This is a genomic window from Streptomyces roseochromogenus subsp. oscitans DS 12.976 (assembly GCF_000497445.1).
GTDB classification, from domain to species: Bacteria; Actinomycetota; Actinomycetes; order Streptomycetales; family Streptomycetaceae; genus Streptomyces; species Streptomyces oscitans.
Map to the genome: position 1 here is coordinate 2114354 of NZ_CM002285.1, position 22213 is coordinate 2136566.

General features: G+C 71.2%; 18 protein-coding genes. 9 read left to right on the forward strand and 9 right to left on the reverse strand.

The window, feature by feature from the left end:
* The coding region (locus tag M878_RS59165) for an alpha/beta hydrolase (RefSeq protein ID WP_023545940.1) at positions 1–1539 on the forward strand (1539 nt) is incomplete at its 5' end.
* A 25-nt stretch (positions 1540–1564) separates the two neighbouring features.
* On the opposite strand, the gene hemQ is transcribed toward M878_RS59165, so the two are convergent.
* Together hemQ and hemG are read right to left on the reverse strand one after the other, a co-directional pair.
* Positions 1565–2296, reverse strand: a complete 732-nt coding sequence (hemQ, locus tag M878_RS59170) for a hydrogen peroxide-dependent heme synthase (RefSeq protein WP_023545941.1) — start codon at positions 2294–2296, stop codon at positions 1565–1567.
* 5 nt (positions 2297–2301) lie between these two features.
* Positions 2302–3756, reverse strand: coding sequence for a protoporphyrinogen oxidase (gene hemG, locus M878_RS59175; RefSeq protein ID WP_031224601.1), 1455 nt, complete (start codon positions 3754–3756; stop codon positions 2302–2304).
* Between the two features lie 206 nt (positions 3757–3962).
* On the opposite strand from hemG, the gene M878_RS59180 reads away from it, so the two are divergent.
* Together M878_RS59180 and M878_RS59185 are read left to right on the forward strand one after the other, a co-directional pair.
* Positions 3963–4889 (forward strand): DUF4349 domain-containing protein, encoded by a 927-nt coding sequence (locus tag M878_RS59180; protein WP_031224602.1) that lies wholly within the window; start codon positions 3963–3965, stop codon positions 4887–4889.
* A 27-nt stretch (positions 4890–4916) separates the two neighbouring features.
* The gene (locus tag M878_RS59185) at positions 4917–6320 is read left to right on the forward strand and encodes an FAD-dependent oxidoreductase (protein ID WP_023545944.1); all 1404 of its coding nucleotides are present in this window, start codon (positions 4917–4919) and stop codon (positions 6318–6320) included.
* On the opposite strand, the gene M878_RS59190 is transcribed toward M878_RS59185, so the two are convergent.
* Positions 6317–6586, reverse strand: a complete 270-nt coding sequence (locus M878_RS59190) for a hypothetical protein (protein ID WP_031224603.1) — start codon at positions 6584–6586, stop codon at positions 6317–6319. The genes M878_RS59185 and M878_RS59190 overlap by 4 nt on opposite strands.
* A gap of 91 nt (positions 6587–6677) precedes the next feature.
* Between M878_RS59190 and M878_RS59195 the strand changes: the two genes are divergently transcribed.
* A complete protein-coding gene (locus M878_RS59195; protein ID WP_031224604.1) occupies positions 6678–7502 on the forward strand; it encodes a rhomboid family intramembrane serine protease in 825 nt (274 codons plus the stop codon).
* A 9-nt stretch (positions 7503–7511) separates the two neighbouring features.
* Here the strand turns inward: M878_RS59195 and hemE are convergent, their stop codons facing one another.
* On the reverse strand, positions 7512–8570 hold the full coding sequence (gene hemE, locus M878_RS59200; RefSeq protein WP_023545947.1) for a uroporphyrinogen decarboxylase: 1059 nt from the start codon (positions 8568–8570) through the stop codon (positions 7512–7514).
* Positions 8571–8756: 186 nt separating this feature from the next.
* Between hemE and M878_RS59205 the strand changes: the two genes are divergently transcribed.
* The 5 genes from M878_RS59205 to M878_RS59225 all read left to right on the forward strand — a co-directional run bounded on the left by M878_RS59205 (position 8757) and on the right by M878_RS59225 (position 15327).
* Entirely contained in the window at positions 8757–9434 is a 678-nt protein-coding gene (locus M878_RS59205) for a DUF3000 domain-containing protein (protein WP_078630237.1), read from the forward strand.
* Positions 9435–9716: 282 nt separating this feature from the next.
* Positions 9717–10373, forward strand: a complete 657-nt coding sequence (locus M878_RS59210; protein WP_023545949.1) for a response regulator transcription factor — start codon at positions 9717–9719, stop codon at positions 10371–10373.
* Positions 10374–10507: 134 nt separating this feature from the next.
* Positions 10508–11800 (forward strand): ribonuclease D, encoded by a 1293-nt coding sequence (locus M878_RS59215; RefSeq protein ID WP_031224606.1) that lies wholly within the window; start codon positions 10508–10510, stop codon positions 11798–11800.
* A 183-nt stretch (positions 11801–11983) separates the two neighbouring features.
* Positions 11984–13201, forward strand: a complete 1218-nt coding sequence (locus M878_RS59220) for a thiolase family protein (protein WP_023545951.1) — start codon at positions 11984–11986, stop codon at positions 13199–13201.
* Positions 13198–15327, forward strand: a complete 2130-nt coding sequence (locus tag M878_RS59225; protein WP_023545952.1) for a 3-hydroxyacyl-CoA dehydrogenase NAD-binding domain-containing protein — start codon at positions 13198–13200, stop codon at positions 15325–15327. The genes M878_RS59220 and M878_RS59225 overlap by 4 nt, the downstream gene beginning before the upstream one ends.
* A gap of 120 nt (positions 15328–15447) precedes the next feature.
* Here M878_RS59225 and M878_RS59230 read toward each other — a convergent pair whose 3' ends face one another.
* From M878_RS59230 to M878_RS59250, 5 genes are all read right to left on the reverse strand, one after another.
* Positions 15448–16500, reverse strand: coding sequence for an NlpC/P60 family protein (locus tag M878_RS59230; RefSeq protein ID WP_023545953.1), 1053 nt, complete (start codon positions 16498–16500; stop codon positions 15448–15450).
* 37 nt (positions 16501–16537) lie between these two features.
* The gene (locus M878_RS59235; RefSeq protein ID WP_023545954.1) at positions 16538–17020 is read right to left on the reverse strand and encodes a poly-gamma-glutamate biosynthesis protein PgsC/CapC; all 483 of its coding nucleotides are present in this window, start codon (positions 17018–17020) and stop codon (positions 16538–16540) included.
* Positions 17017–18471: a poly-gamma-glutamate synthase PgsB gene (pgsB, locus tag M878_RS59240; RefSeq protein ID WP_023545955.1), complete on the reverse strand. Its 1455-nt coding sequence runs from the start codon at positions 18469–18471 to the stop codon at positions 17017–17019. Before pgsB ends, M878_RS59235 begins: the two co-directional genes overlap by 4 nt.
* Positions 18472–18477: 6 nt before the next feature.
* On the reverse strand, positions 18478–20751 hold the full coding sequence (locus tag M878_RS59245) for a cache domain-containing protein (RefSeq protein WP_023545956.1): 2274 nt from the start codon (positions 20749–20751) through the stop codon (positions 18478–18480).
* Between the two features lie 223 nt (positions 20752–20974).
* Positions 20975–22204, reverse strand: a complete 1230-nt coding sequence (locus M878_RS59250; RefSeq protein WP_342452716.1) for a CapA family protein — start codon at positions 22202–22204, stop codon at positions 20975–20977.
* Positions 22205–22213: the final 9 nt, after the last annotated feature.

Consider the following 22213-nt stretch of genomic DNA (forward strand, 5'->3'; position numbering starts at 1 on the left):
CTGCGCGGCACCGAGGTGGCCGTGGCCCGCGCCCGCGCGGCCGGCGTCGACTTCGGCGCGTGTGCCGCCGCCGACGTACCGAAGGCCGCGCGCAACGTGCGGTGCGGCACGGTGACCGTCCCGCTCGACTACGCCCACCCCAACGGCACGCAGATCACACTGACCGTCAGCCGGACCCCGGCGACCCAGAAGGACCCGCGCAACAGCAAGCGGAAGGTCCCCCGGCAGGGCGCCCTCTTCTACAACCCGGGCGGCCCCGGCGCGTCCAGCATGCTGTTCCCGCTGGTCGGCGCGATCCCGGAGTGGAAGCGGATCGCGGCCGCCTACGACCTGATCGGCTACGCCCCGCGCGGCGTGGGCCGTTCGGCCCCGCTGTCCTGCGAGACCCCGAAGCGCTTCGTCACGGGGCCCACCGCGTCGCCGTACCACCCGTCGGAGTCGTTCAAGCGGCAGCGCATCGCCCAGGCCAAGGCGTACGCCCGCGGCTGCGCCCTGCACGCCGGGAAGACGCTTCCCTTCTACACCTCGCTGAACAACGCCCGGGACCTGGACGTCCTGCGGGCCGCGCTGGGCGAGGACCGGCTGACGTTCTACGGGGCGTCGTACGGCACCTACTTCGGCGCGCTGTACGCGACGATGTTCCCCACGCACGTACGGCGCATGGTGCTGGACTCGGCGGTGAACCCGGACCCGCAGAAGATCTGGTACCGCAACAACCTCGACCAGTCGGCGGCGTTCGAGGAGCGCTGGGCGGACTTCCGGGACTGGATCGCCCGGCACGACGACGTCTACCGGCTCGGCAACACCGCCGCGAGGGTGCAGCGCAGCTACGACATCGCGCGGGAGCGGCTGGCCGGCAAGGCGGCCGGCGGGAAGGTCGGACCCGGCCAGCTGCAGAGCGCGCTCCTGAAGGCCGGGTATTCCGACAGCTACTGGCCGAGCCGGGCCCAGGCCCTGTCGGCGTATCTGCACGGCGACTCGAAGCCGCTGGTGCAGATGGCTGCGCCGAGCCCGAAGGAGGCCGCGGACGCGGAGAACACCAACGCGGTCTACACGGCCGTGGAGTGCAACGACGCGCCCTGGCCGACGGACTGGAAGGTGTGGGACCGGGACAACACCCGGCTCGCCCGGGTGGCGCCCTTCGAGACCTGGGACAACGCGTGGATGAACCTGCCGTGCGCCTACTGGCCGGCACCTCGCCAGCAGCCGCTGGACGTGCGGACCGGGCAGGGTGAGCTGCCGCCGGTGATGATCCTGGCGGCTGAGCGGGACGCGGCGGCGCCGTACGCGGGGTCGCTGGAGATGAACCGGCGGCTGGCCGACTCGGTGCTGGTGACCGAGCGGGACGCGGGGACGCACGGCATCGGGGCCGGACCCAACAAGTGCGTCAACGGGTACCTCGACAGCTATCTGCTGGAGGGCCGGTTCCCCGTGCGGCGCGCGTCGTGCGCGCCGCGCGAGGAACCGGTTGCCTCCGGCCGTTCAGCCGGAAAGAAGCCCCAGGCAGACTCGCGGCGAGGCAGGACCGGCCGGCAGTAGGCGCTCCCCGCCCCCCGGAGCGCTGTCAGGCCAGGCCTGCCACCAGGTCCGCGATGGTCTTGCGGCGGCCCGTGTAGAACGGGATTTCCTCGCGGACGTGCCTGCGGGCCTCGGAGGCGCGCAGGTGGCGCATGAGGTCGACGATGCGGTACAGCTCGTCGGCCTCGAAGGCCAGGATCCACTCGTAGTCGCCGAGGGAGAACGAGGCGACCGTGTTGGCGCGCACGTCCGGGAAGCCGCGGGCCATCTTGCCGTGGTCGGCGAGCATGCGGCGGCGGTCCTCGTCGGGCAGCAGATACCAGTCGTAGGAGCGCACGAAGGGGTAGACGCTCACGTAGTTGCGGGGCGTCTCGTCGGCGAGGAACGCCGGGATGTGCGAGCGGTTGAACTCGGCGGGGCGGTGCAGCGCCATGTTCGACCAGACCGGCTCCAGGGCGCGGCCCAGCCTGGTGCGGCGGAAGAGGTTGTACGCCTCCTGGAGCTGGTCGCTGGTCTCGGCGTGCCACCAGATCATCAGGTCGGCGTCGGCGCGCAGGCCGGAGACGTCATAGGTGCCGCGGATCGTCACGTCCTTGGCGGCGAGCTGGTCGAACAGCTCCTGGACCTCGTCGGCGTAACCCGCGCGGTCCTCCGGCAGCACGTCCTTCAGCTTGAACACCGACCACAGGGTGTAGCGGATGACCTCGTTGAGATCCTTGGCCAGCTTGCCCTTGTTCGGGATCTTGCCAGACTCGGTGATGGGGGCGTCGTCACTCATGGTCCCTATTCTCCCGCTCCGCCGTGGAGACTCTGCACCGGGTTGGCCGTCAGCTCCCGGACTCGGCTCAGGTCGCCGTCCAGCTGGTCCACCGCCGCGTACGCGCTCACGATGCACGCCGGGATGCCGACGCCGTCGTACTGCGCGCCGCACACCGCGAGCCCCGGCAGCTTGGCAACCTGCTCGCGGACACGGGCCACGCGCGCGTGGTGCCCGACCGGGTACTGGGGCAGGCCGTCGGTCCAGCGGGTGACCCGGGTCTCGAGGGGTACGGCGTCCAGGCCGGTGGCTTCCCGCAGGTCGTGCCGGGAGACCTCGACCAGGGCGGCGTCGTCGCGCTGGAGGATCTCCGTCTCACCGTGCCGGCCCACGGAGGTGCGCAGCACGACCACGTCCGGGTCCTCCTCGGCGATCCAGCCCCACTTGTGGGAGGCGAACGTGGACGCCTTGATGGTGCGGCCGTCGACCGGCGGGACCAGGAAGCCGCTGCCCTCGGGGAGGTCCAGGGCGGAGCGGCGGTAGGCGAGGGTGACCAGCGCCATCGACGCGTACTCGACGGCGGCCAGCTCGGCGGCGGCCTCCGGGGACTCGGCGCGCAGCAGCCGCGCGGCGGCTGGGGCGGGGACGGCGACGATCACGGCGTCGGCGTGCAGCACGCGCTCCCCGGTGGTGATGCGCCAGCCGCCGGAGGCCTCGACGCGCAGGCCGGTGACCGGTGTCCCGGTGCGGATCTCGCCACCGCGCGCGCGGACGGAGTCGGCGATCGCGAGCGGCAGGGTGCCCACGCCGCCCTCGATGCCCATGAAGACCGGGCCGGTCTGCTGGTTCGCCGCAGCCTTGGCCTGGATCTCGCGGACCGCCTCGGTGAGGGACGCGTGCGTGCGGGCGGCCTGGAAGAGCTGCGGGACGGCCGAGCGCATCGAGATGCGGTACGCGTCGCCCGCGTAGACCCCGCCGAGCAGGGGCTCGACCAGGCGGTCGACGACCTCGCGGCCGAGCCGGGCGGCCACGAACTCCCCCACGGCCACGTCGTCGCCGACCTCTGTGCGGGGCAGGTCGGCGTCGCGCTCGATGCGGGCGAGGCCCTCCGCGGACAGCACACCGGAGAGCGCGGCGGCGGTGCCGGGCACGCCCATCACATGGCCCTTGGGCATGGGGCGCAGGGCGCCGCGGGTCCAGATCGAGGCGGTCGCGGTGGCCGGCGGCTGCAGCCGCTCGGCGAGGCCCACCTCACGCGCGAGGGTCACCGCCTCGGGGCGGCGGGCGAGCATCGACTCGGCGCCCAGGTCGACCCGCACGCCCGCGATCTCACCGGGCAGCAGCTTGCCGCCGACCCGGTCCGCGGCCTCCAGCACGGTCACGCGCGCACCGCGCCCGAGCAGCCGGTGGGCGGCGGCCAGCCCGGCGACACCGGCTCCGATCACGACGACATGCCCTGTACGCGTACCCGTTGCGCTCATGCCCCCACTCTCTCAGACCCCACTGACACTCCCGCCAAGGCCTGTCCGGCGGATCAGGCCCTGGGCCCGAGGTCCTCTCCGTCCGCGGCCCGGTGTCCCTGCCGAGTCCCGACCGTGACCTCTTCGGGACCACCCGGCGCCAGCGTTCCGGCGCGCCCGGCCGTCGTAGCAGCGTCATCGGTTCTCGGTCCTCGGGGGTATCGCCCATGCGCACACCACGTTCCGCACGACCAGCACGTCCCGTCCTGTCCGTGGCCGGGATTCTGCTCGCCGCCGGCCTCGCGCTCACCGGGTGCGGCAGCGCGGACGACTCGGGTGGCGGCTCGGCGAAGTCCGCGGCGCACGGCGCCGGCGTGGCCGCCGGCCCCGGCAAGGCCGACAGTGCCGAGGCCGGCAGTGGCAAGCCGGCTCCCCGGTCACCGCGGCTCCCGCAGAACGCGATCATCCGCACCGCGTCCCTCACCGTCGAGGTCAAGGACGTCGGCAAGGAGGACACGAGCCGGGACACCGGCGGCCACGAGCGCACTCAGGTCGTCCTGCGGGTGCCCGGCGCGCGGTACGACTCGGTCCTCGCCCGCCTCCAGGGCACGGGCAGGCTGATCGACCGCACGGCCGAGGCCGAGGACGTCACCGGTCAGGTCGTGGACGTCAGCAGCCGGGTCACGTCGCAGCGGGCGAGCGTGGACCGGATCCGCGCGCTGACGGACCGGGCGGCACAGCTGAGCGATGTCGTCATGCTGGAGGGCGAGTTGAGCAGCCGCCAGGCCGATCTGGAGTCGCTGCTGGCGCAGCAGGCCTCCCTGAAGGACCGCACGAGCCTCGCCACGATCACGCTGTCGCTGTCCGAGACGCCGGTACGGAAGGCGGCCGGTGACGACTCGCCCGGCATCGGGGACGCGCTGGCGGGTGGCTGGCACGTGTTCGTCACCGTGCTGCGCTGGATCGCCCTCGCGCTCGGTGCCGCCCTGCCGTTCGTGGCCTTCGCGGCCCTGCTGACGCTGTTGTGGCTGCGGGTCGTACGGCCCCGGCTGCCGCGCCGCCGGGAGCCCGCGCAGGGGATGACCGCGCTGGGTCCGCTGCCGTCGGCGCGCCCGGTGCCCGAGCCGGACGCGCCAGAGCCGGGCCGGGACTGAAATGCCCACGCCCCGTAGCGTGTTCCCATGAGCATGAGCGGTGGGCAGGGCGGGACGGAACGGCTGGTCGTCATCGGCGGCGACGCCGCGGGCATGTCCGCGGCGTCGCAGGCGCGCCGGCTGAAGGGGCCCGGCGAACTGGAGATCGTGGCCTTCGAACGCGGCCACTTCACGTCCTTCTCGGCGTGCGGCATCCCCTACTGGGTGGGCGGCGACGTCCCCGAACGGGACGACCTGATCGCCCGCACCCCTGAGGAACACCGCGCGCGGGGGATCGATCTGCGGCTGCGCACCGAGGTCACGGAGATCGACGTGCCCGGACAGCGGGTACGCGCGCGTGACGTCGATTCCGGCGCCGAGTCCTGGACGTCGTACGACAAGCTCGTCATCGCGACCGGCGCGCGTCCGGTCCGTCCCGACCTGCCCGGCGCGGACGCCGCCGGTGTGCACGGCGTACAGACCCTGGACGACGGCCAGGCCCTGCTGGAGACGCTGGCACACACGCGTGGCCGCAGGGCGGTGGTCGTGGGCGCGGGCTACATCGGCGTGGAGATGGCGGAAGCGCTGATCAACCGTGGCTTCGAGGTGACGGTCGTCAACCGTGGCAAGGAGCCCATGTCGACCCTCGATGCGGACATGGGCCGCCTGGTGCACCGGGCCATGGAGGGCCTCGGCATCACCATGGTGAACGACGCCGAGGTCACCAAGATCCTCACGGGAGACGACGGCCGGGCCCGCGCGGTCGCCACGGAGGACGCCGAGTACCCCGCGGACGTGGTGGTCCTCGGCATCGGCGTCCGCCCGGAGACCGCGCTCGCCCGGGCCGCGGGCCTGCCCCTCGGCGCGCACGGCGGCCTGCTCACCGACCTCGCGATGCGGGTGCGCGGCCACGGGAACATCTGGGCGGGCGGCGACTGCGTGGAGGTGCTGAACCTGGTCTCCGGCCAGGACCAGTACGTCCCCCTCGGCACCCATGCCAACAAGCACGGCCAGGTGATCGGCAGCAACGTCGGCGGCGGTTACGCCACCTTCCCTGGCGTGGTCGGCACGGCGGTCAGCAAGGTCTGCGACCTGGAGATCGCCCGCACCGGCCTGCGCGAGAAGGACGCGGGCCGGGTGGGCCTGCGCTACGAGACCGTGACCATCGAGTCCACCAGCCGCGCCGGCTACTACCCCGGCGCCTCCCCGATGACGGTCAAGATGCTCGCCGAACACCGCACCGGCCGTCTGCTCGGCGTCCAGATCGTCGGCAGGGAGGGTGCGGCGAAACGGGTCGACATCGCCGCGGTGGCGCTGACCGCGCGGCTGACGGTGGAACAGATGACTGCCCTGGACCTGGGCTACGCCCCGCCGTTCTCGCCCGTGTGGGACCCGGTGCTGGTGGCAGCGAGAAAGGCGACAGCCAAGGTACGCGCTTCACGCGCTTCCTAGGCCGTACCGCTGATGCGCGGCAAGGCGGACACCGCTGCCTGCGGCTGTTCTCCCGCCGGTTTCGCATGAGTGGCGGACGGCCGCGTGGACCTCAGCCGGTAGCTCACGGCCTCGTCCAGGGTCACGGGCCGCTGCGTCTGTGCGGCCAGCCGCCCGGCTTCCTGTCCGAGCCGCGCGACATCCTCCCAGGGGAGCCGTACGACCAGCGAGATCTCCGCCTCGCCGTCGGGCAGAGCATGCATCGGAGGAGTGATTCGTTCGCTCATCGCCTGTCCTCACGTAGGTTGTCCACACATACGCGCGCCCACCCCGCTGTGTTCACCGATTCGCCCGCCCCATCCCGGGCACTACTTCTGTGTGGTCATCCCCGTCCATGACGTGAACCCGGTACGTCGTACCCCTTGGGTGACGTACGCGCTGATCGCCGCCAATGTCCTCGTGTTCGTCAGCACGCCCGGGATAGCCGGCTCGGTGGCCGGTGGCAGCGATCTGGCGCAGTTGTGCCATCTGCAGGCCTTCATGGATCACTACGCGGCGGTTCCCAGAGAGCTGATCCACCATCAGATGCCCCGGGTGGTCCCGACGGGAGACATCGGTGTGGGCCCGCACGGGCCCGGCTGCGTCGTGGCCCCGCCGTCCTACGACAAGTCGCCGCCGCTGTCGGTCTTCACGGCGATGTTCCTGCACGGCAGCTGGCTGCATCTGCTCGGCAACATGCTGTTCCTGCTGATCTTCGGCAACAACGTCGAGGACCGGATGGGCCACATCCGCTACTTCCTCTTCTACGTCGTCTGCGGTTACGCGGCCGGCTACGGCTTCGCGCTGCTCAACGCCACGTCGGGCGACCCGCTGATCGGCGCGTCGGGCGCGATCGCCGGGGTCCTCGGCGCCTACATCGTGCTGTGGCCGAGGGCGCGGGTCTGGGTCCTCGTGCCGTTCCTGGTCTTCCTGCCACTACGGCTGCCCGCCTGGCTGGTGCTGGGCTTCTGGTTCGGGCTGCAGGCGGTGTACTCGTCCGGGCACGGAGTCTCCGACGCCGGCGCGGTCGCGTACGCGGCCCATGTCGTCGGCTTCGTCGCGGGCATGCTGCTCGCCTGGCCGCTCAAGCCCGGCACCCCGCCTCCGCCGGAGCCGCGCGGCCTGCTGTTCGGCAGGCGGGCGCGGCCCCGCTACACGTGGTGAGCCGACGCGTCAGCGGGCGGTCGCGGTGTGGACGTACTCGACGAGCCGGGTCAGCGCGTCCGGGTCGGTGTTCGGCACAACGCCGTGGCCGAGGTTGAAGACGTGGCCCTCCAGGCCTGCGGCCGCGTCCAGCACCTCGCGGGCCCTGCTCTCGACGGTGTCCTTGTCGGTGAACAGGACCGTCGGGTCGAGGTTGCCCTGCAGCGCCTTGCCGGGGCCGACGCGGCGCTGGGCCTCGTCCAGCGGGACGCGCCAGTCGACGCCGACGACGTCCGCTCCGGCCTCGCCCATGAGGTTCAGCAGCTCACCGGTGCCGACACCGAAGTGGATGCGCGGGACGCCGTAGCCGGCGACGGCCTCGAAGACCTTCGCGGAGGCGGGCATGACCGAGCGCCGGTAGTCCGCCGGGGCGAGGGCGCCGACCCAGGAGTCGAAGAGCTGGACCGCGCTCGCGCCGGCCTCGATCTGCACCTTCAGGAAGGCGGCCGTGATGTCGGCCAGACGGTCCAGCAGGTCGGCCCACAGCTGGGGGTCGCCGTACATCATCGCCTTGGCGTTCTCGTACGTGCGAGAGGGACCGCCCTCGACCAGGTAGCTCGCGAGGGTGAAAGGCGCGCCGGCGAAACCGATCAGCGGGGTCGGCCCCAGCTCCTTCGTGAGCAGGCCGATCGCCTCGGTGACGTAGGGGACGTCCTCGGGCGTGAGGTCGCGCAGCCGGGCCAGGTCGGCGCGGGTGCGGATCGGCTCGTCGACGACCGGGCCGACGCCCGGCTTGATGTCGAGGCCGAGGCCGATGGCCTTCAGCGGGACGACGATGTCGCTGTAGTAGATCGCCGCGTCCACGTGGTGTCGGCGCACCGGCTGCAGCGTGATCTCGGTGACCAGCTCGGGCCGCATGCAGGACTCGAGCATGGGGATGCCCTCGCGCACCTTGCGGTACTCGGGCAGGGAGCGGCCGGCCTGACGCATGAACCACACGGGGGTGTGCGGCACGGGTTCGCGCCTGCACGCCTTGAGGAAGGCGCTGTCGTACGTCGCTGTCGGCTGCGTGCTGGTGTTGGCGGTCACGGGGCAAGTTTCGCATGCCGTCGGATGGAGACTTACCCGGTGTGCCGGTCGCCGCCGGGTGGGGTCGCCCGCTGCGGCGGCACGCGGCTGTCCGCAGCTGAGGCGGCATGTGGCTGACCTCAGCCGCGCATGTCGTGAGGGTGTCTTGCCCTGCACGGAGCCGCGGTTCCCTTTACTCTTCCCCGCATGGCTGCGGGTCACGGACGAATGTCGGACAGTGCTGACGGATTGGACGACGTGAAGGACACCGAGGAGGGGGACGGGCGCTCCAGCACTCCGGGGCCGCCGGCTTTCCGGGCCGCGGTCGACGCCCTGCGCAGCTGCCGGCTGCGGCCGCAGGTCGAGGTGGAGGCCACTCCCGCCCCGCAGCGGCTCGCCCCGTACGCGTACGCGCTGGAGGCCGTCGTGGTGGACGGCGAACAGGAGCTGGCCGACGGCCGGCTGGTGCTGCTGCACGACCCGGCGGGCCACGACGCCTGGCGCGGAACGTTCAGGCTGGTGACGCTGGTGCGCGCGGAGCTGGAGCCGGAGATGGCGGCCGATCCGCTGCTGCCCGAGGTGTGCTGGTCGTGGCTGACCGGGGCGCTGCAAGCGCGCGGGCTGGGCTACGGCGAGCCGAGCGGCACGATCACGCGCGCGAGTTCGCACTACTTCGGCGGGCTGTCCGAGCGGCCGGCGGCCTCGCAGATCGAGATCCGGGCGTCCTGGACGCCCCGCGAGGGTCTCGGCGGGGTGCCGGACACGGCGTCCCATCTGGCCTCCTGGTGCGATCTGCTGGCCCAGGTCGCGGGGCTGCCGCCGGCCGGTCCGGGGGACGCCTCGGTGGTGACGCTGCCGCAGCGCAGGGGCCCGCAGTCGCGGTGAGCCGATCGCGGGGTCCGGGCGGGGTCATCCGCATGGGCGCCTTATTGACCATCCCTTTGTCGATACGGCCACTTTCCGCCCCCGAATCGCACCCGCTCGAAGCGACTCGATCTTCGGATGATCGATCGCGTGTCCGAATTGCGCAGATTGTTACTCACTAGATCGTGATCATTCTCTAAAGGCGGACGAGTTTGCTGCCGAAGACGACTGTGACCTTGAAAGCACGGTTCGTCCCGGCTTCCTCCCCACAAGCCGGCCCCGTCCCCCCACCCAGGAGGCCTGGTGTCCGTTCTCCTCGAGCAGCCCGCAAGCCTGGTCGCCTACCGCCCGAACAAGCCGACCGCCATGGTGGTCGTGGCCGACCCGCGTGTCCGCTCCACCGTCACCCGCCATCTGTGGGCGCTCGGCGTGCGCGATGTCATCGAGGCCTCGTCCATCGCGGAGGCTCGTCCCCGCATCGGCAACCCGCGCGACATCTGCGTCGCCGACGTCCACCTGCCCGACGGCTCCGGCCTGACCCTGCTGTCCGAGACCCGCGCCGCGGGCTGGCCCAACGGGCTGGCGCTGTCCGCGGCCGACGACATCGGCGCGGTGCGCAACGCGCTGGCCGGCGGGGTCAAGGGCTATGTCGTCACCGGCACCCGTACCAATATCGGCCTGCCCACCCGGCCCGGCGCGGCCCCCCTCGGCGCCGCCCGGATGCACCGCCGCCCCCCGGGTGCCCCGAGCCACCCGGGCGGCTACCGCGAGCTGTCCGGACGCGAGGTCGAGGTGCTCCGGCTGGTCGCGGAGGGCCAGTCGAACAAGGCGATCGGCGTCTCGATGGGCCTGTCCGCCCTGACCGTCAAGAGCCACCTCGCCCGTATCGCCCGCAAGCTGGGCACGGGCGACCGGGCCGGCATGGTGGCCGTGGCCCTGCGCACCGGCATCATCCACTGAGCCGTCCGGAGCAGCGCCCGGCTCACTCGTGTGAACCGCAGCTTTCACCGGCCTGACTGGTTTACGACCCTCCCGCGCCCGTCGACGGAACGTTCCGTCGACGGGCGCCGTCCACACACAGATACCCTTGACAGGTGACCGACGCCCAAGAGACCGCAGCAGACAGCTCCCTGCGCACCACCGGAGGCACCCCTCCGGACGACGCCGGATCTTCTGTGATGGGGGCGCCGACTCCGCTGCTCGAACCCCGCGAGGGCATTCCGCCCGTGATCGCCGGCGAAGCCGCCCTCGCCGAGGTGATCGCCGCCTTCGCCGCGGGCTCCGGCCCGGTCGCCGTCGACGCCGAGCGGGCGTCCGGCTACCGCTACGGGCAGCGCGCCTACCTGGTGCAGCTGCGCCGCCAGGGCGCCGGGACCGCGCTGATCGACCCCGTGACCTGCCCGGACCTCTCCGCGTTCGGTGGGGCGCTGTCCGGCGTCGAGTGGGTGCTGCACGCCGCCACCCAGGACCTGCCCTGTCTGCGGGAAATAGGCATGATCCCGACCCGGCTCTTCGACACCGAGCTGGCCGGCCGGCTCGCCGGGTTCCCCCGGGTCGGCCTCGGCGCCATGGTCGAGAACGTGCTGGGCTTCGTTCTGGAGAAGGGCCACTCGGCCGTCGACTGGTCGACCCGGCCGCTGCCCGAGCCGTGGCTGCGCTATGCCGCGCTCGACGTGGAACTCCTCGTCGACCTGCGCGACGCGCTGGAGAAGGAGCTGGACCGGCAGGGCAAGCTGGAGTGGGCCCTGCAGGAGTTCGACGCGATCGCGGCCGCGCCGCCCGCCGAGCCGAGGAAGGATCCCTGGCGTCGTACGTCCGGCATGCACAAGGTGCGCAGACGCCGGCAGCTCGGTGTCGTACGGGAGCTGTGGGAGACGCGGGACCGGATCGCGCAGCGGCGGGACGTGTCGCCGGGCAAGGTGCTCAGTGACGCCGCCATCGTGGAGGCGGCGCTCGCGCTTCCGGCCAACGTCCATGCGCTCGCGGCGCTGAACGGGTTCGGGCATCGGATGGGGCGGCGGCAGCTGGAGCAGTGGCAGACGGCCGTGGACCGTGCGAAGGCGCTGACCGAGTCGCAGCTGCCGCAGCCGGGGCAGCCGGTCACCGGGCCGCCGCCGCCACGGGCGTGGGCCGACAAGGATCCCGCCGCGGCGGCGCGGTTGTCCGCGGCCCGGGCGGGTGTGACGGCTCTCGCCGAGCAGCTCGTCATGCCCCAGGAGAACCTGGTGTCCCCGGACACGGTCCGGCGCATCTGCTGGGAGCCGCCGAAGGTGGTCGACACCGAGTCCGTGGGGGTCGCGCTGGCGGGATACGGCGCGCGTCCGTGGCAGGTGGAGCAGGTGACGCCGGTACTGGTCGCCGCGCTGGCCGACGGCCAGGGTGTCTAGACGTCGAGATCAAGCCATACCGCTCTTCGGCCCGGGAGCACTCGGCGCACCCAGAGTGTGACCTTCGCCGCTCAAGCTCGCAGGGCTGTGCAGCTACGTTACTCATAAGTAGCATGGGCCTGAGCGCGCGCTCAGTGCAGCGTTGCGCAGCAGTGCCATCCCGCACCCTGGAGGAGAGCCATCGTGCCTCGTACCGTCAGGGACGTCGTCTTCGTCGACGGCGTCCGCACCCCGTTCGGCAAGGCGGGCCCGAAGGGCATCTACCACGAGACCCGCGCCGACGACCTTGTCGTGAAGGCGATCCGGGAGCTGCTGCGCCGCAACCCCGGCCTGGATCCGAAGAAGATCGATGAGGTCGCCATCGCCGCGACCACGCAGATCGGTGACCAGGGCCTGACCCTCGGTCGTACGGCCGGCATCCTCGCCGGTCTCCCCCAGTCCGTCCCGGGCTACTCGATCGACCGCATGTGCGCCGGCGCCCTCACCGCCGTCACCACCACCGCCGGCTCCATCGCCTTCGGCGCCTACGACGCCGTCATCGCCGGTGGCGTCGAGCACATGGGCCGCCACCCGATGGGCGAGGGCGTGGACCCGAACCCGCGGTTCGTGAGCGAGAAGCTGGTCGACGAGTCCGCTCTTTTCATGGGCATGACCGCGGAGAACCTGCACGACCGCTATCCGCAGATCACCAAGCTGCGCGCCGACGAGTACGCGGTGCGCTCGCAGGAGAAGGCCGCCAAGGCGTACGCCAACGGCAAGATCCAGCAGGACCTGGTGCCGATCTCGGTGCGCCGGACGAACCCGGAGGCCGGCGAGACCGGCTGGGGCCTGGTGACGGCCGACGAGCCGATGCGTCCGGGCACGACGCTGGAGAACCTGGCCGGCCTCAAGACCCCGTTCCGTGTGCACGGCCGGGTCACGGCCGGTAACGCGGCCGGTCTGAACGACGGTGCGACCGCCTCGATCATCGCCTCCGAGGACTTCGCCCGCGAGAACAACCTGCCGGTCAAGATGCGCCTCGTCTCGTACGCCTTCGCGGGCGTCGAGCCGGAGGTCATGGGCTACGGCCCGATCCCGGCGACCGAGAAGGCCCTCGCCAAGGCGGGGCTGGGCATCGGTGACATCGGCCTGTTCGAGATCAACGAGGCCTTCGCCGTGCAGGTGCTGGCCTTCCTCGACCACTACGGCATCGCGGACGACGACGCGCGCGTCAACCAGTACGGCGGTGCGATCGCCTACGGTCACCCGCTGGCCTCGTCGGGTGTGCGTCTGATGACGCAGCTGGCCCGCCAGTTCGAGGAGCAGCCGAACGTCCGCTACGGCCTGACCACCATGTGCGTCGGCTTCGGCATGGGCGCGACGGTCATCTGGGAGAACCCGCACTTCGAGGGGGACAAGTGAGCACCACCGCCGAGCTTCTGAAGCAGGCCTCGGACCTGTTCCCCGACGAGGTCGTGACGTCCGCGCACGTACGCCACCTCGACCTGCCGTTCGGGGCCGGCCGCTTCGCGCTGATCACCCTGGACAACGGCCTGGACCACACCAAGCCGACCACCTTCGGACCGGCCTCGCTGGCGAACCTCAACACCGCGATCGACCAGGTCGAGAAGGAGGCGGCCGAGGGCACGATCGTCGGCGCCGGTGTCACCGGCAAGCCGTTCATCTTCGCGGTCGGCGCCGACCTCAAGGGCGTCGAGCTGCTCAAGGAGCACGAGCACGCGCTCGCCATCGGCAAGGGCGGCCACGAGGTCTTCAAGCGCCTCGCGGGCCTGGCCGTGCCGACCTTCGCGTACTACAACGGCGCCGCGATGGGCGGTGGCGTCGAGGTCGGTCTGCACTGCACGTACCGCACCGTCTCGAAGGCCATCCCGGCGTTCTCCCTCCCCGAGGTGTTCCTGGGCCTGGTCCCGGGCTGGGGCGGCTGCGCGCTGCTGCCGAACCTGATCGGCGCCGACAAGGCCGTCTCGGTGATCATCGAGAACAGCCTCAACCAGAACAAGCAGCTCAAGGGCCAGCAGGTCTTCGATCTGGGCATCGCCGACGCCCTCTTCGAGGGCGCCGACTTCCTGGAGCAGTCGCTGCTCTGGACGGCCCAGGTGCTGAAGGGCGACATCGAGGTCGAGCGCCCGGTGATCGACCGCGGTGAGGCCTGGGACCAGGCCGTCGCCAAGGGCCGCCTCATCGCGGACGGCAAGGTGCACGGCGCCGCCCCGGCCGCCTACCGCGCCCTCGACATCATCGCCGCCGCCAAGAACGGCGACCTGCAGCAGGGTTACGACGCCGAGGACCAGGCCCTCGCCGACCTGATCATGGGCGGCGAACTCCGCGCCGGTATCTACTCGTTCAACCTGGTGCAGAAGCGCGGCAAGCGGCCTGCCGGTGCGCCCGACAAGAACCTCGCGCGTCCCGTGACCAAGGTGGGTGTCGTCGGTGCCGGTCTGATGGCCAGCCAGCTCGCCCTGCTCTTCCTGCGCCGCCTGGAGGTGCCGGTCGTGCTGACCGACATCGACCAGGAGCGCGTCGACAAGGGTGTGGGCTACGTCCACGCCGAGATCGACAAGCTGCTCGGCAAGGGCCGCATCAACCAGGACAAGGCCAACCGCCTCAAGGCGCTGGTCACCGGTGTCCTGGACAAGGCCGAGGGCTTCTCCGACGCGGACTTCGTCATCGAGGCCGTGTTCGAGGAGATCGGCGTCAAGCAGCAGGTGTTCGCGGAGGTCGAGGCGGTCGCCCCGGCGCACGCGATCCTCGCGACCAACACCTCCTCGCTGTCGGTGACGGAGATGGCGTCGAAGCTCAAGCACCCCGAGCGGGTCGTGGGCTTCCACTTCTTCAACCCGGTCGCGGTCCTCCCGCTGCTGGAGATCGTCCGCGGTGAGAAGACCGACGACGCCTCCCTGGCCACGGCGTTCGCCGTCGCCAAGAAGCTGAAGAAGACCGCGGTTCTGGTCAAGGACGCCCCGGCGTTCGTCGTGAACCGCATCCTGACCCGCTTCATGGGTGAGATCCAGAACGTCATCGACGAGGGCACCCCGGTCGAGGTCGCCGAGAAGGCCGTGGAGCCGCTCGGTCTGCCGATGTCCCCGCTGGTGCTGCTCGAGCTGGTCGGCCCGGCGATCGGACTGCACGTCTCGGAGACCCTCAACCGGGCCTTCCCGGACCGCTTCACGGTCTCCCCGAACCTCGCCGCCGTCGTCAAGGCGGGCAAGCGCGGCTTCTACGTCTACGACAGCGGCAAGCCGGAGCTGGACCCGGAGGTCGCCGCGCTGCTGAAGCAGGGCGACTCCGTCCTCACCGAGGAGCAGGTCCGCGAGCGCGTGCTGGACGCGGTGGCGCAGGAGATCGGGCTCATGCTCGACGAGGGTGTCGTCGCCGAGGCGCAGGACATCGACCTGTGCCTGATCACGGGCGCCGGCTGGCCCTTCCACCTGGGCGGCATCACGCCGTACCTGGACCGCGAGGGCGTCTCGGAGCGCGTGAACGGCAAGAAGTTCCTGGCCCCGGGCGTGGCGAGCATCCCGGCGTAACGCTTCGCTGATCAACGCCGGGTGCCCGCACTCCTGTTGGGGTGCGGGCACCCGGCGTCCGCGTTCCCGGGGGCTCCGCCCCCGCGCCCCCGTCCCGGCCGCGCAGAAGCCAGTCGCCGTTCACAGCCGCTTCGCGCTGCGGAACAGCCCGGCGTAGAAGCCGTTGCCGTCGAGGCGCGAGACACCGCCCTGGTCGCCGATGGTGGGGCCGTTCTGCTCCTTGCGGCTGGAGATGAAGACCTTGTGGCCCTCGGTGTCCGGGCCGAGGTAGATCGCGGAGTGGTCCATGTGGTTGGCGGTGCGGTGGTCCATCTTGAAGAACAGCAGATCACCGGGCTGCAGGACGTCGATGTTCTGCGGCCGCACGTACCAGGGGCTCGGGCCCTGGAGCTTGATGATGTCCACGCCCTCCTTGCCGCGGGCCATGCCGTCGGCGGTGCGCGGCAGCCCGTCGCCGTGGGTGTTGTCGGACATCAGCGGGTAGCGGGCCCGGTAGCCATAGACCAGGCGCAGATAACCGGAGCAGTCCACGGAACGCAGCCGGTCCTTCTGCGGGTACACCGTGACGCCGTCGCGGAAGGTGTACGGGATGCCCAGGTAGTCGTAGAAGTCGGTCTGCTCGTAGCGGTCGACGCCGTCGGCCTTGAGGGGGCCGTAGTTCGCGTGGCCGGCGTACTGGATGCCCTGGTCGTCCTTCTTGACCGGGGCGCCCTGGGTGTACTGGAAGGCGTACGCGAAGACGTCGTCCTCCTCGCTGCCGTAGTACTGCTTGAACCAGTCCTTGAACCACTGCTGCTTCTCGGACCCCTTGGTCCATGTCTCCGGCATGAGGCGGACCCAGTCGTCGGTGACCACCTTGGTGGTGGTGTCGGCCGGTTCGCTGAAGGTGCGGGTCCGGCCCTTGAGGGTGGCCGTACGGGCGCCGTCCGTGAAGGTGGCGATGACCGCGCCCTTGCCGTCGCGCAGCACCGAGCGCGCCGGGTTGTTCAGCCGTTCCCAGGTCTGCTTGCCGGTCGCCCCGCCCGAGCCGTTCAGGTTCTCGGTGATCGTCTGGGTGGCCGGGAGCTTCGCCTTCTCGTCCTTGCGCAGCTCGTAGGTGAAGTAGGCGCTGCCCGCGAGCAGGGTCAGGACCGTCACCGTGTGGACGACGGGGCGGCCTTTGCGCTTCGGCATGGTGGGGTGCTCCAGGAGTGCGTCGGAGAGGGACGGTTCAGGCGGTCGGCATGAGGCCCAGGAGGATGCCGGCGGTCAGCACCACATAGGTGGCGAGGGTGACCGAGCCGACGGACAGCAGGGTCGCGCCCTTGGGCTGGCGGACCAGCTGGTAGCCGATCAGGCCGGGGACGATGAAGCCGAGCGTCTGGTTCGCGTACAGCAGCGGGAACTCCTTCTGCAGCACGATGATCACGGTGGCCTGGATGAGCACGCCGCTGAGCACGACGGCCGCGAAGAGCCGCTTGCCGTACAGGATCACGAACTTCTGCATGAGCAGCGTGGCGAGGTACGTCAGGACGGTCACACCGACGACGAGCGCGGCGCGCTGCAGGTCCTCGATGAGGGTGAGGGCGAGCCACCCCGGGGTGATCATGCCGCCCGGCGACAGGTTGGTCGTCAGGTAGCACATGAGCGAGAACATCAGGCCCAGGCCGATGCCGATCGCGGCGATCTCGGGGGTGAGGACGGAGGGGATCAACGCGGTTCTCCTGGGCTGTGCCACTGCTGGCTGTCGTCGGCGGAGGGGGTGTCGTACGGCGTGACGTACGGCGTCTCGTACGGGGTCTGCGCGGGGAGCTGCGGGACGTACGGCTGCGGCTGCGCGTCCCGCGCCTCGTACGCCTCCGGGTAGCGCTGGTAGGGGTCGATGCGGGGCACGTACAGCTGCATCGTCTCGACGTGCTCGGCCATGGCGGGTGCCGCTTCGGTCCGGCCCGCCGGGGCTGCGGCCGCTGGTTCGTCGGCGCTCTCGTCCGGTGGCAGTTCGGCGAGGTGCTCCAGCAGGATCTCGCCCTGGCCGTGGATGTTGCCGATCGCGACCAGCGAGGAGTCCGGGCCGAGCTGGTCCAGCAGCTTGGCCATGAACTCCCCGGGGTCGCGCTTGTCGCCGCCGAGGTCGACGGCGCGGGAGCGGAACCCGGCGGGGATGGCGTCGATGGCCGACTTGGCCGGGTGGCCGATGACGAAGACGCGCTCGGGGTCGAGGCCGGGGATGATCTCGCCCATCTGCCCGTTGCGTTCGACGCGGTCGGGGCGGCAGTTGATGACCACGTTGAGCGGGCGGTGGACGGCGCCGAGGTCGAGCAGCTGGTTGATGTTCATCAGCGTCGACTCGGGGTCGTTGGCCGCGAAGACGTTGGCGAAGCGCAGCTTCTTGCCCTCGGGCGTCAGATAGCGCTCGACGGAGAGGACACCGGGGTCCGGCGGGGCGTCGTACATGCCTCGCAGGGCCGTCTCGCGGTCGACGCCGAGGAGTTCGGCGACGGCGAGGGCGATGGCCACGTTCTCCTTGAAGGTGAACCAGCTGAAGCCGCGCAGCTCCTCGTCGGTGACCGTCTCGGGATCGGCGTAGACCAGCTTGCAGTTACGGGAGTCCGCCTCCTTCTGGAGGATGTGGAAGCGGTCCTTCTCGGCGGTGACACAGATGCCGTCCTCGGGCATCGAGCGGCACAGCGAGCGGGCCACGTCGTCCAGGGTGGGGCCCATCTCGGCGAGGTGGTCCTCGCGGACGTTGCAGAGCACGCCGATGGTGGAGCGGATCAGCTTGGACTGGTTGATCTCCTGCAGGGCCGGCATGACGGCCATGCACTCGATGACCAGCGCGTCCGGCTTGTACGCGGCGGCGCGCCGGACGATGCCGATCTGCTCGACCACGTTGGCGATGCCGAACTTGCGGTAGACCGGCTCCTCGGTGGCGTCCGGGTGGATGAACCGGGCGGCGGTGCCGGTGGTCTTGGCGACGGTGACCAGGTCGCCGCCGCGCAGCGCGCCCGCGCACAGCCGGGTGATGGAGGACTTGCCCCGGATGCCGTTGACCAGGACCCGGGTGGGGATGTGTTCCAGGTTGACGAAGTGCCGCCGCTGTTCCACGACGCCCGCTATGAGCAGGATCGCGCAGCCGACCAGCAGCACGGTGTAGAGGAAGAGCACGGGTGATCAGTTCCTTGTGTACTGCTCGGGCGGGGACGGCTGTGCCGTGGGCTGCGGGGACGGGGTGCGGCGGGGCTGCCTGCGGCTCTGGTCCTGCAGTTGCTGCCGGATGAGTTCCAGGGAGCGGGTGACGGCGCCGACCTCGTCGTGGTGCTGCGGGAAGAGCACCGTCTTGCGGTCGCCTCCGGCCAGCGCCTCGGCCCGGTCGGCCAGAGTGCTCAGCGGCCGGGCCACCACGATGTGCAGCCAGCCCAGGCAGGCGACGGCCGCGGCGGCGCCGAGCAGACCGGCCAGGACGGTGCGGTGCTGGGCGTCGTACTCGGGGATGGCGAGCCGGTCGACGGGCTGCCAGCTGACCACGCCCCAGTGCAGCGACTCGGCCGAGCCGCTGCCGGAGAACGGCGCGGCGGCGGCGATCCGTATCCCGTTCTCGCGGTACAGCACGCCGCCCGGGCGCGGCTTCTTGCCGAGCCGCTGGGCGCCGGCCGTGACGAGGTCTTTCAGGTGCTGGTCTGGCAGCGACTGGAAGGCGAGGAAGCCGGTGTTGCCGGCGATGACCCGGTGCCGGTCGTCCACGAGCCGGACCACGCCGAGACCCGGCCGGGTCAGCAGCGCGTTGAAGAACTCGACGCGGAACTCGCCGACCAGCTGGGCTCCGCTACGGCCGGGGATCTCGGCGGCGACGACGACCACGGGCTCCTTGCCGCCGCGGCCCAGCAGCCTGAGGGGCTTGCCGGAGACGCGGTCGGACTTGATCACCTTCGGTTCCTTGCCCTCGCGGGCCTGGATCCCGCCGTGCGAGTCGACGACGTAGAGGGAGCGGTAGCGCCTGTTCTCGTTGTAGGTGCGCTCCAGCACCTCCTCCATGGCCTCGGGTGAGGTCTTGTCGCCGATGAGGGAAGCGACCGACTGCAGGTCGGCGTCGCCCTCGTTGAGCGCGCGGCGCACCCGGTCGCTGAGCGTGTCGGTGCGTTCGCGCTGGTCGTTGACGAGCTGCCGGGGTACGTCGGCCGTGCTGTCGGCGCGGTTGACCAGCAGCATCAGCGGTGCGGACCAGGCGAGCAGCAGGGCCGCGCAGACTGCGAGGAGGGCGCCGGTGCCCACCCGGCGCAGCCCGGTCGGGCGCTCGGCAGGGCCGGTGGCCTCGGCGCTCTCGCCGAGCAGCTGGCGGCGCAGCCGCTCCAGGGCGCCGCCGATACGGTGCGCCTCGCCGTAGCCGGGGACGGTGACGGGCCGGGTCAGATCGCCGCGGGTGAGCCGGCGGGACTCCAGGAACAGCCGGATGAGCGGGCGTTGCACGGTGCCCAGCAGCACCGCCACGGCCAGTGCGCCGACGAGGAGCAGCGCGCCGCCCGCCGCCAGTCCGAACACCGGGGAATGGGTCCCGCCGGACTCCTCGGTCACCTTGACCATGGCGACCACGGACAGCCCGAGCCCGCCGGCGGTGGTGGTGACGCCGGGCTCGGCCGCGGCGAGGGTGGCGTAGCCGGCGACGGACCGGTCGCCGGCCGGTTTCCCGCCGAGCAGGCTGCCGCTGACGCCCTGGTAGCCGCCGCTACCGGGCTCCTTGCTGCTGCGCGGATCCTGCTCCGCCTTGCGGGCGGCCCGCTGGGCGAAGTCCTTGAGCTGCTTGGCGGAGTCCTTGATGTCCTTGCGGTCGGTGCTGTTGCGCGCCGACTCCGGTTCGGCGATGCCGTCGCTGCTGAGGATCGCGCCGGCCGAGTCGACCACGGCGATGGAGCGGAACTGGCCGAGACTGATACCGGGAAACTTCAGGTTCCGGGAGGCGACCAGCAGCAGCTGTGGTTTGCCCGGCCAGGTCAGCAGCCCGAAGGACAGCAGCCGTACCTCGCCGTTCCTCAGCCGCACCATGCGCGGGGCCAGCCCGTCCTCGCCCTTGAGCGAGGAGAGGTCCACGGAGGTCAGCGGCACCGTCTCGCCACGGGCCGCGACGAGCTTGCCGGTGCGGATCTCGACGACGGCGGTGCCCGTCCACTTCTGGTAGGTGCTGCCGAGCTTGTCGAGAACCGCGTCACCGGAGACCGGCTGCCCGGCGCCGAACAGCGCGGCGGAGCGGGTGACGTCGGTGACGGACTCGTCGATGGAGGCACGCAGCGCTACGGCGCCGTCCTCGGCGAAGTGCTGCTGGGACGTCATGACCGCCCTCGGCACACCGGCGTCGTCGACACGGCCGAGCACGAGTGCCGTGATGCCGGCGAGCGTCAGCAGCAACGCCGAGAGGACCGCGATCGGCGGGCGTATGCCGCCGATCAGCGACATGTCGGCTCGGCGGCGGGCTCGGTGCTGCCGCGCCGGGGGCGATGACGCCACAGGACGGTCCTCTCTTGAATGTGGTCCGGATGCGCTGAAGGTAAGAGCGCGTCCGGAAACCTCAGACAGATAAGAGGACGGTTAAGTTGCCGTAAGTCGTACGTGATCTAGGCAACATTCCTTAACTCATGGACATATTCGGGTAAATGCCCCGACTAGACGAACGCCCCGCCTATTGGGGCAGCGGGGTCAGCGGCTTCAGTCCGTCCGCGCCCGCGCCCCGGTTCAGCAGCGTGCCCTCGGTCCGCTCGAACGCCAGCCGCAGCCGGGCCTTCTGGGCGTCCGTGAGGCCGTGGTCGTCGCGGAGCGCGGCCGGCACGTCCAGCAGACGGTAGTCGCGCACGTCGTCGTCGCCGTAGGCGGCGGTGCCGCCGTCCCGGACGTTCTCGGCGTCCGGCGGGATCGTCAGCAGCGTCGGCTCGTACCGCGGCCGGACCTCCCAGTGACCCTTGCCGCGCTCGGTGAACGTGAACCAGGCGATCACGCCCTCCTCGGTCAGCCCCGTCGGCACCTCGTGCCGGGCGATCTGGTTGCCGAGCCCGTAGCTGATCCAGGTCCCGCCGACCTTCTCCATCGGCTCCACGACATGCGCGTGATGGCCGATGACCAGGTTGACACCGGTGTGCCGGGCGATCTGCCGGGCGAAGGAGAGCTGCGAGGCGGACGGTTCGGGATGGTGCTCACGGCCCCAGTGCAGGGAGAGGATCACCACCTCGGCACCGGCCTTGCGGGCCCGCTGCTCGGCGGCCTTGATCCGGCCCAGGTCCTGCTGGCCGGCCAGCCACGGCTTGTCCCTCGGCAGCGTGTGCGGCTCGTTGAAGCCGTAGGCGTAGGAGATCTGCGCGACCTTGACTCCCTTGACGTCCATGACCAGCGGAGTAAGCGCCTCCTTGGCGGTCCGGGCCGAGCCGGTGTGCTTCAGCCCGGCGGCGTCCAGCGCGTCCAGGGTGCGCCGCACGCCGCCGTAGCCGTGGTCGAGGGTGTGATTGGAGGCGGTGGAGCAGGTGTCGTAGCCGATGTCCTTGATCGTCTTCGCCTGCTGCGGCGGCACCTGGAAGTCCGGGAAGCCCTCGAACGGGCCCTTCGCCGAGCCCATCACCGGCTCGAAGTGGCAGATCGCCAGGTCCGCCTTGCTGATCACCGGCTTGATACCGGCCATCATCGGCCCGAAGTCCAGCCCGTCCACGCCCTCGCCGGTGCGCTTCGCGTCCTTGCGTGCCTGCTCGACCAGTTCGGGATGCATCAGGATGTCCCCGGCGGCCGCGACGGTGAAGGAGCGCCCGCCGCCCTGGGCCGAGGCGTCGTCCGAGAGGAGACCACAGCCGGAGACGGCGGCGAGCAGGGAGAGCGGGGTCAGCAGGGACAACAGGGACCGCAGGGTCCGGCTAGGGCGTCTGTTCACCAAGATATC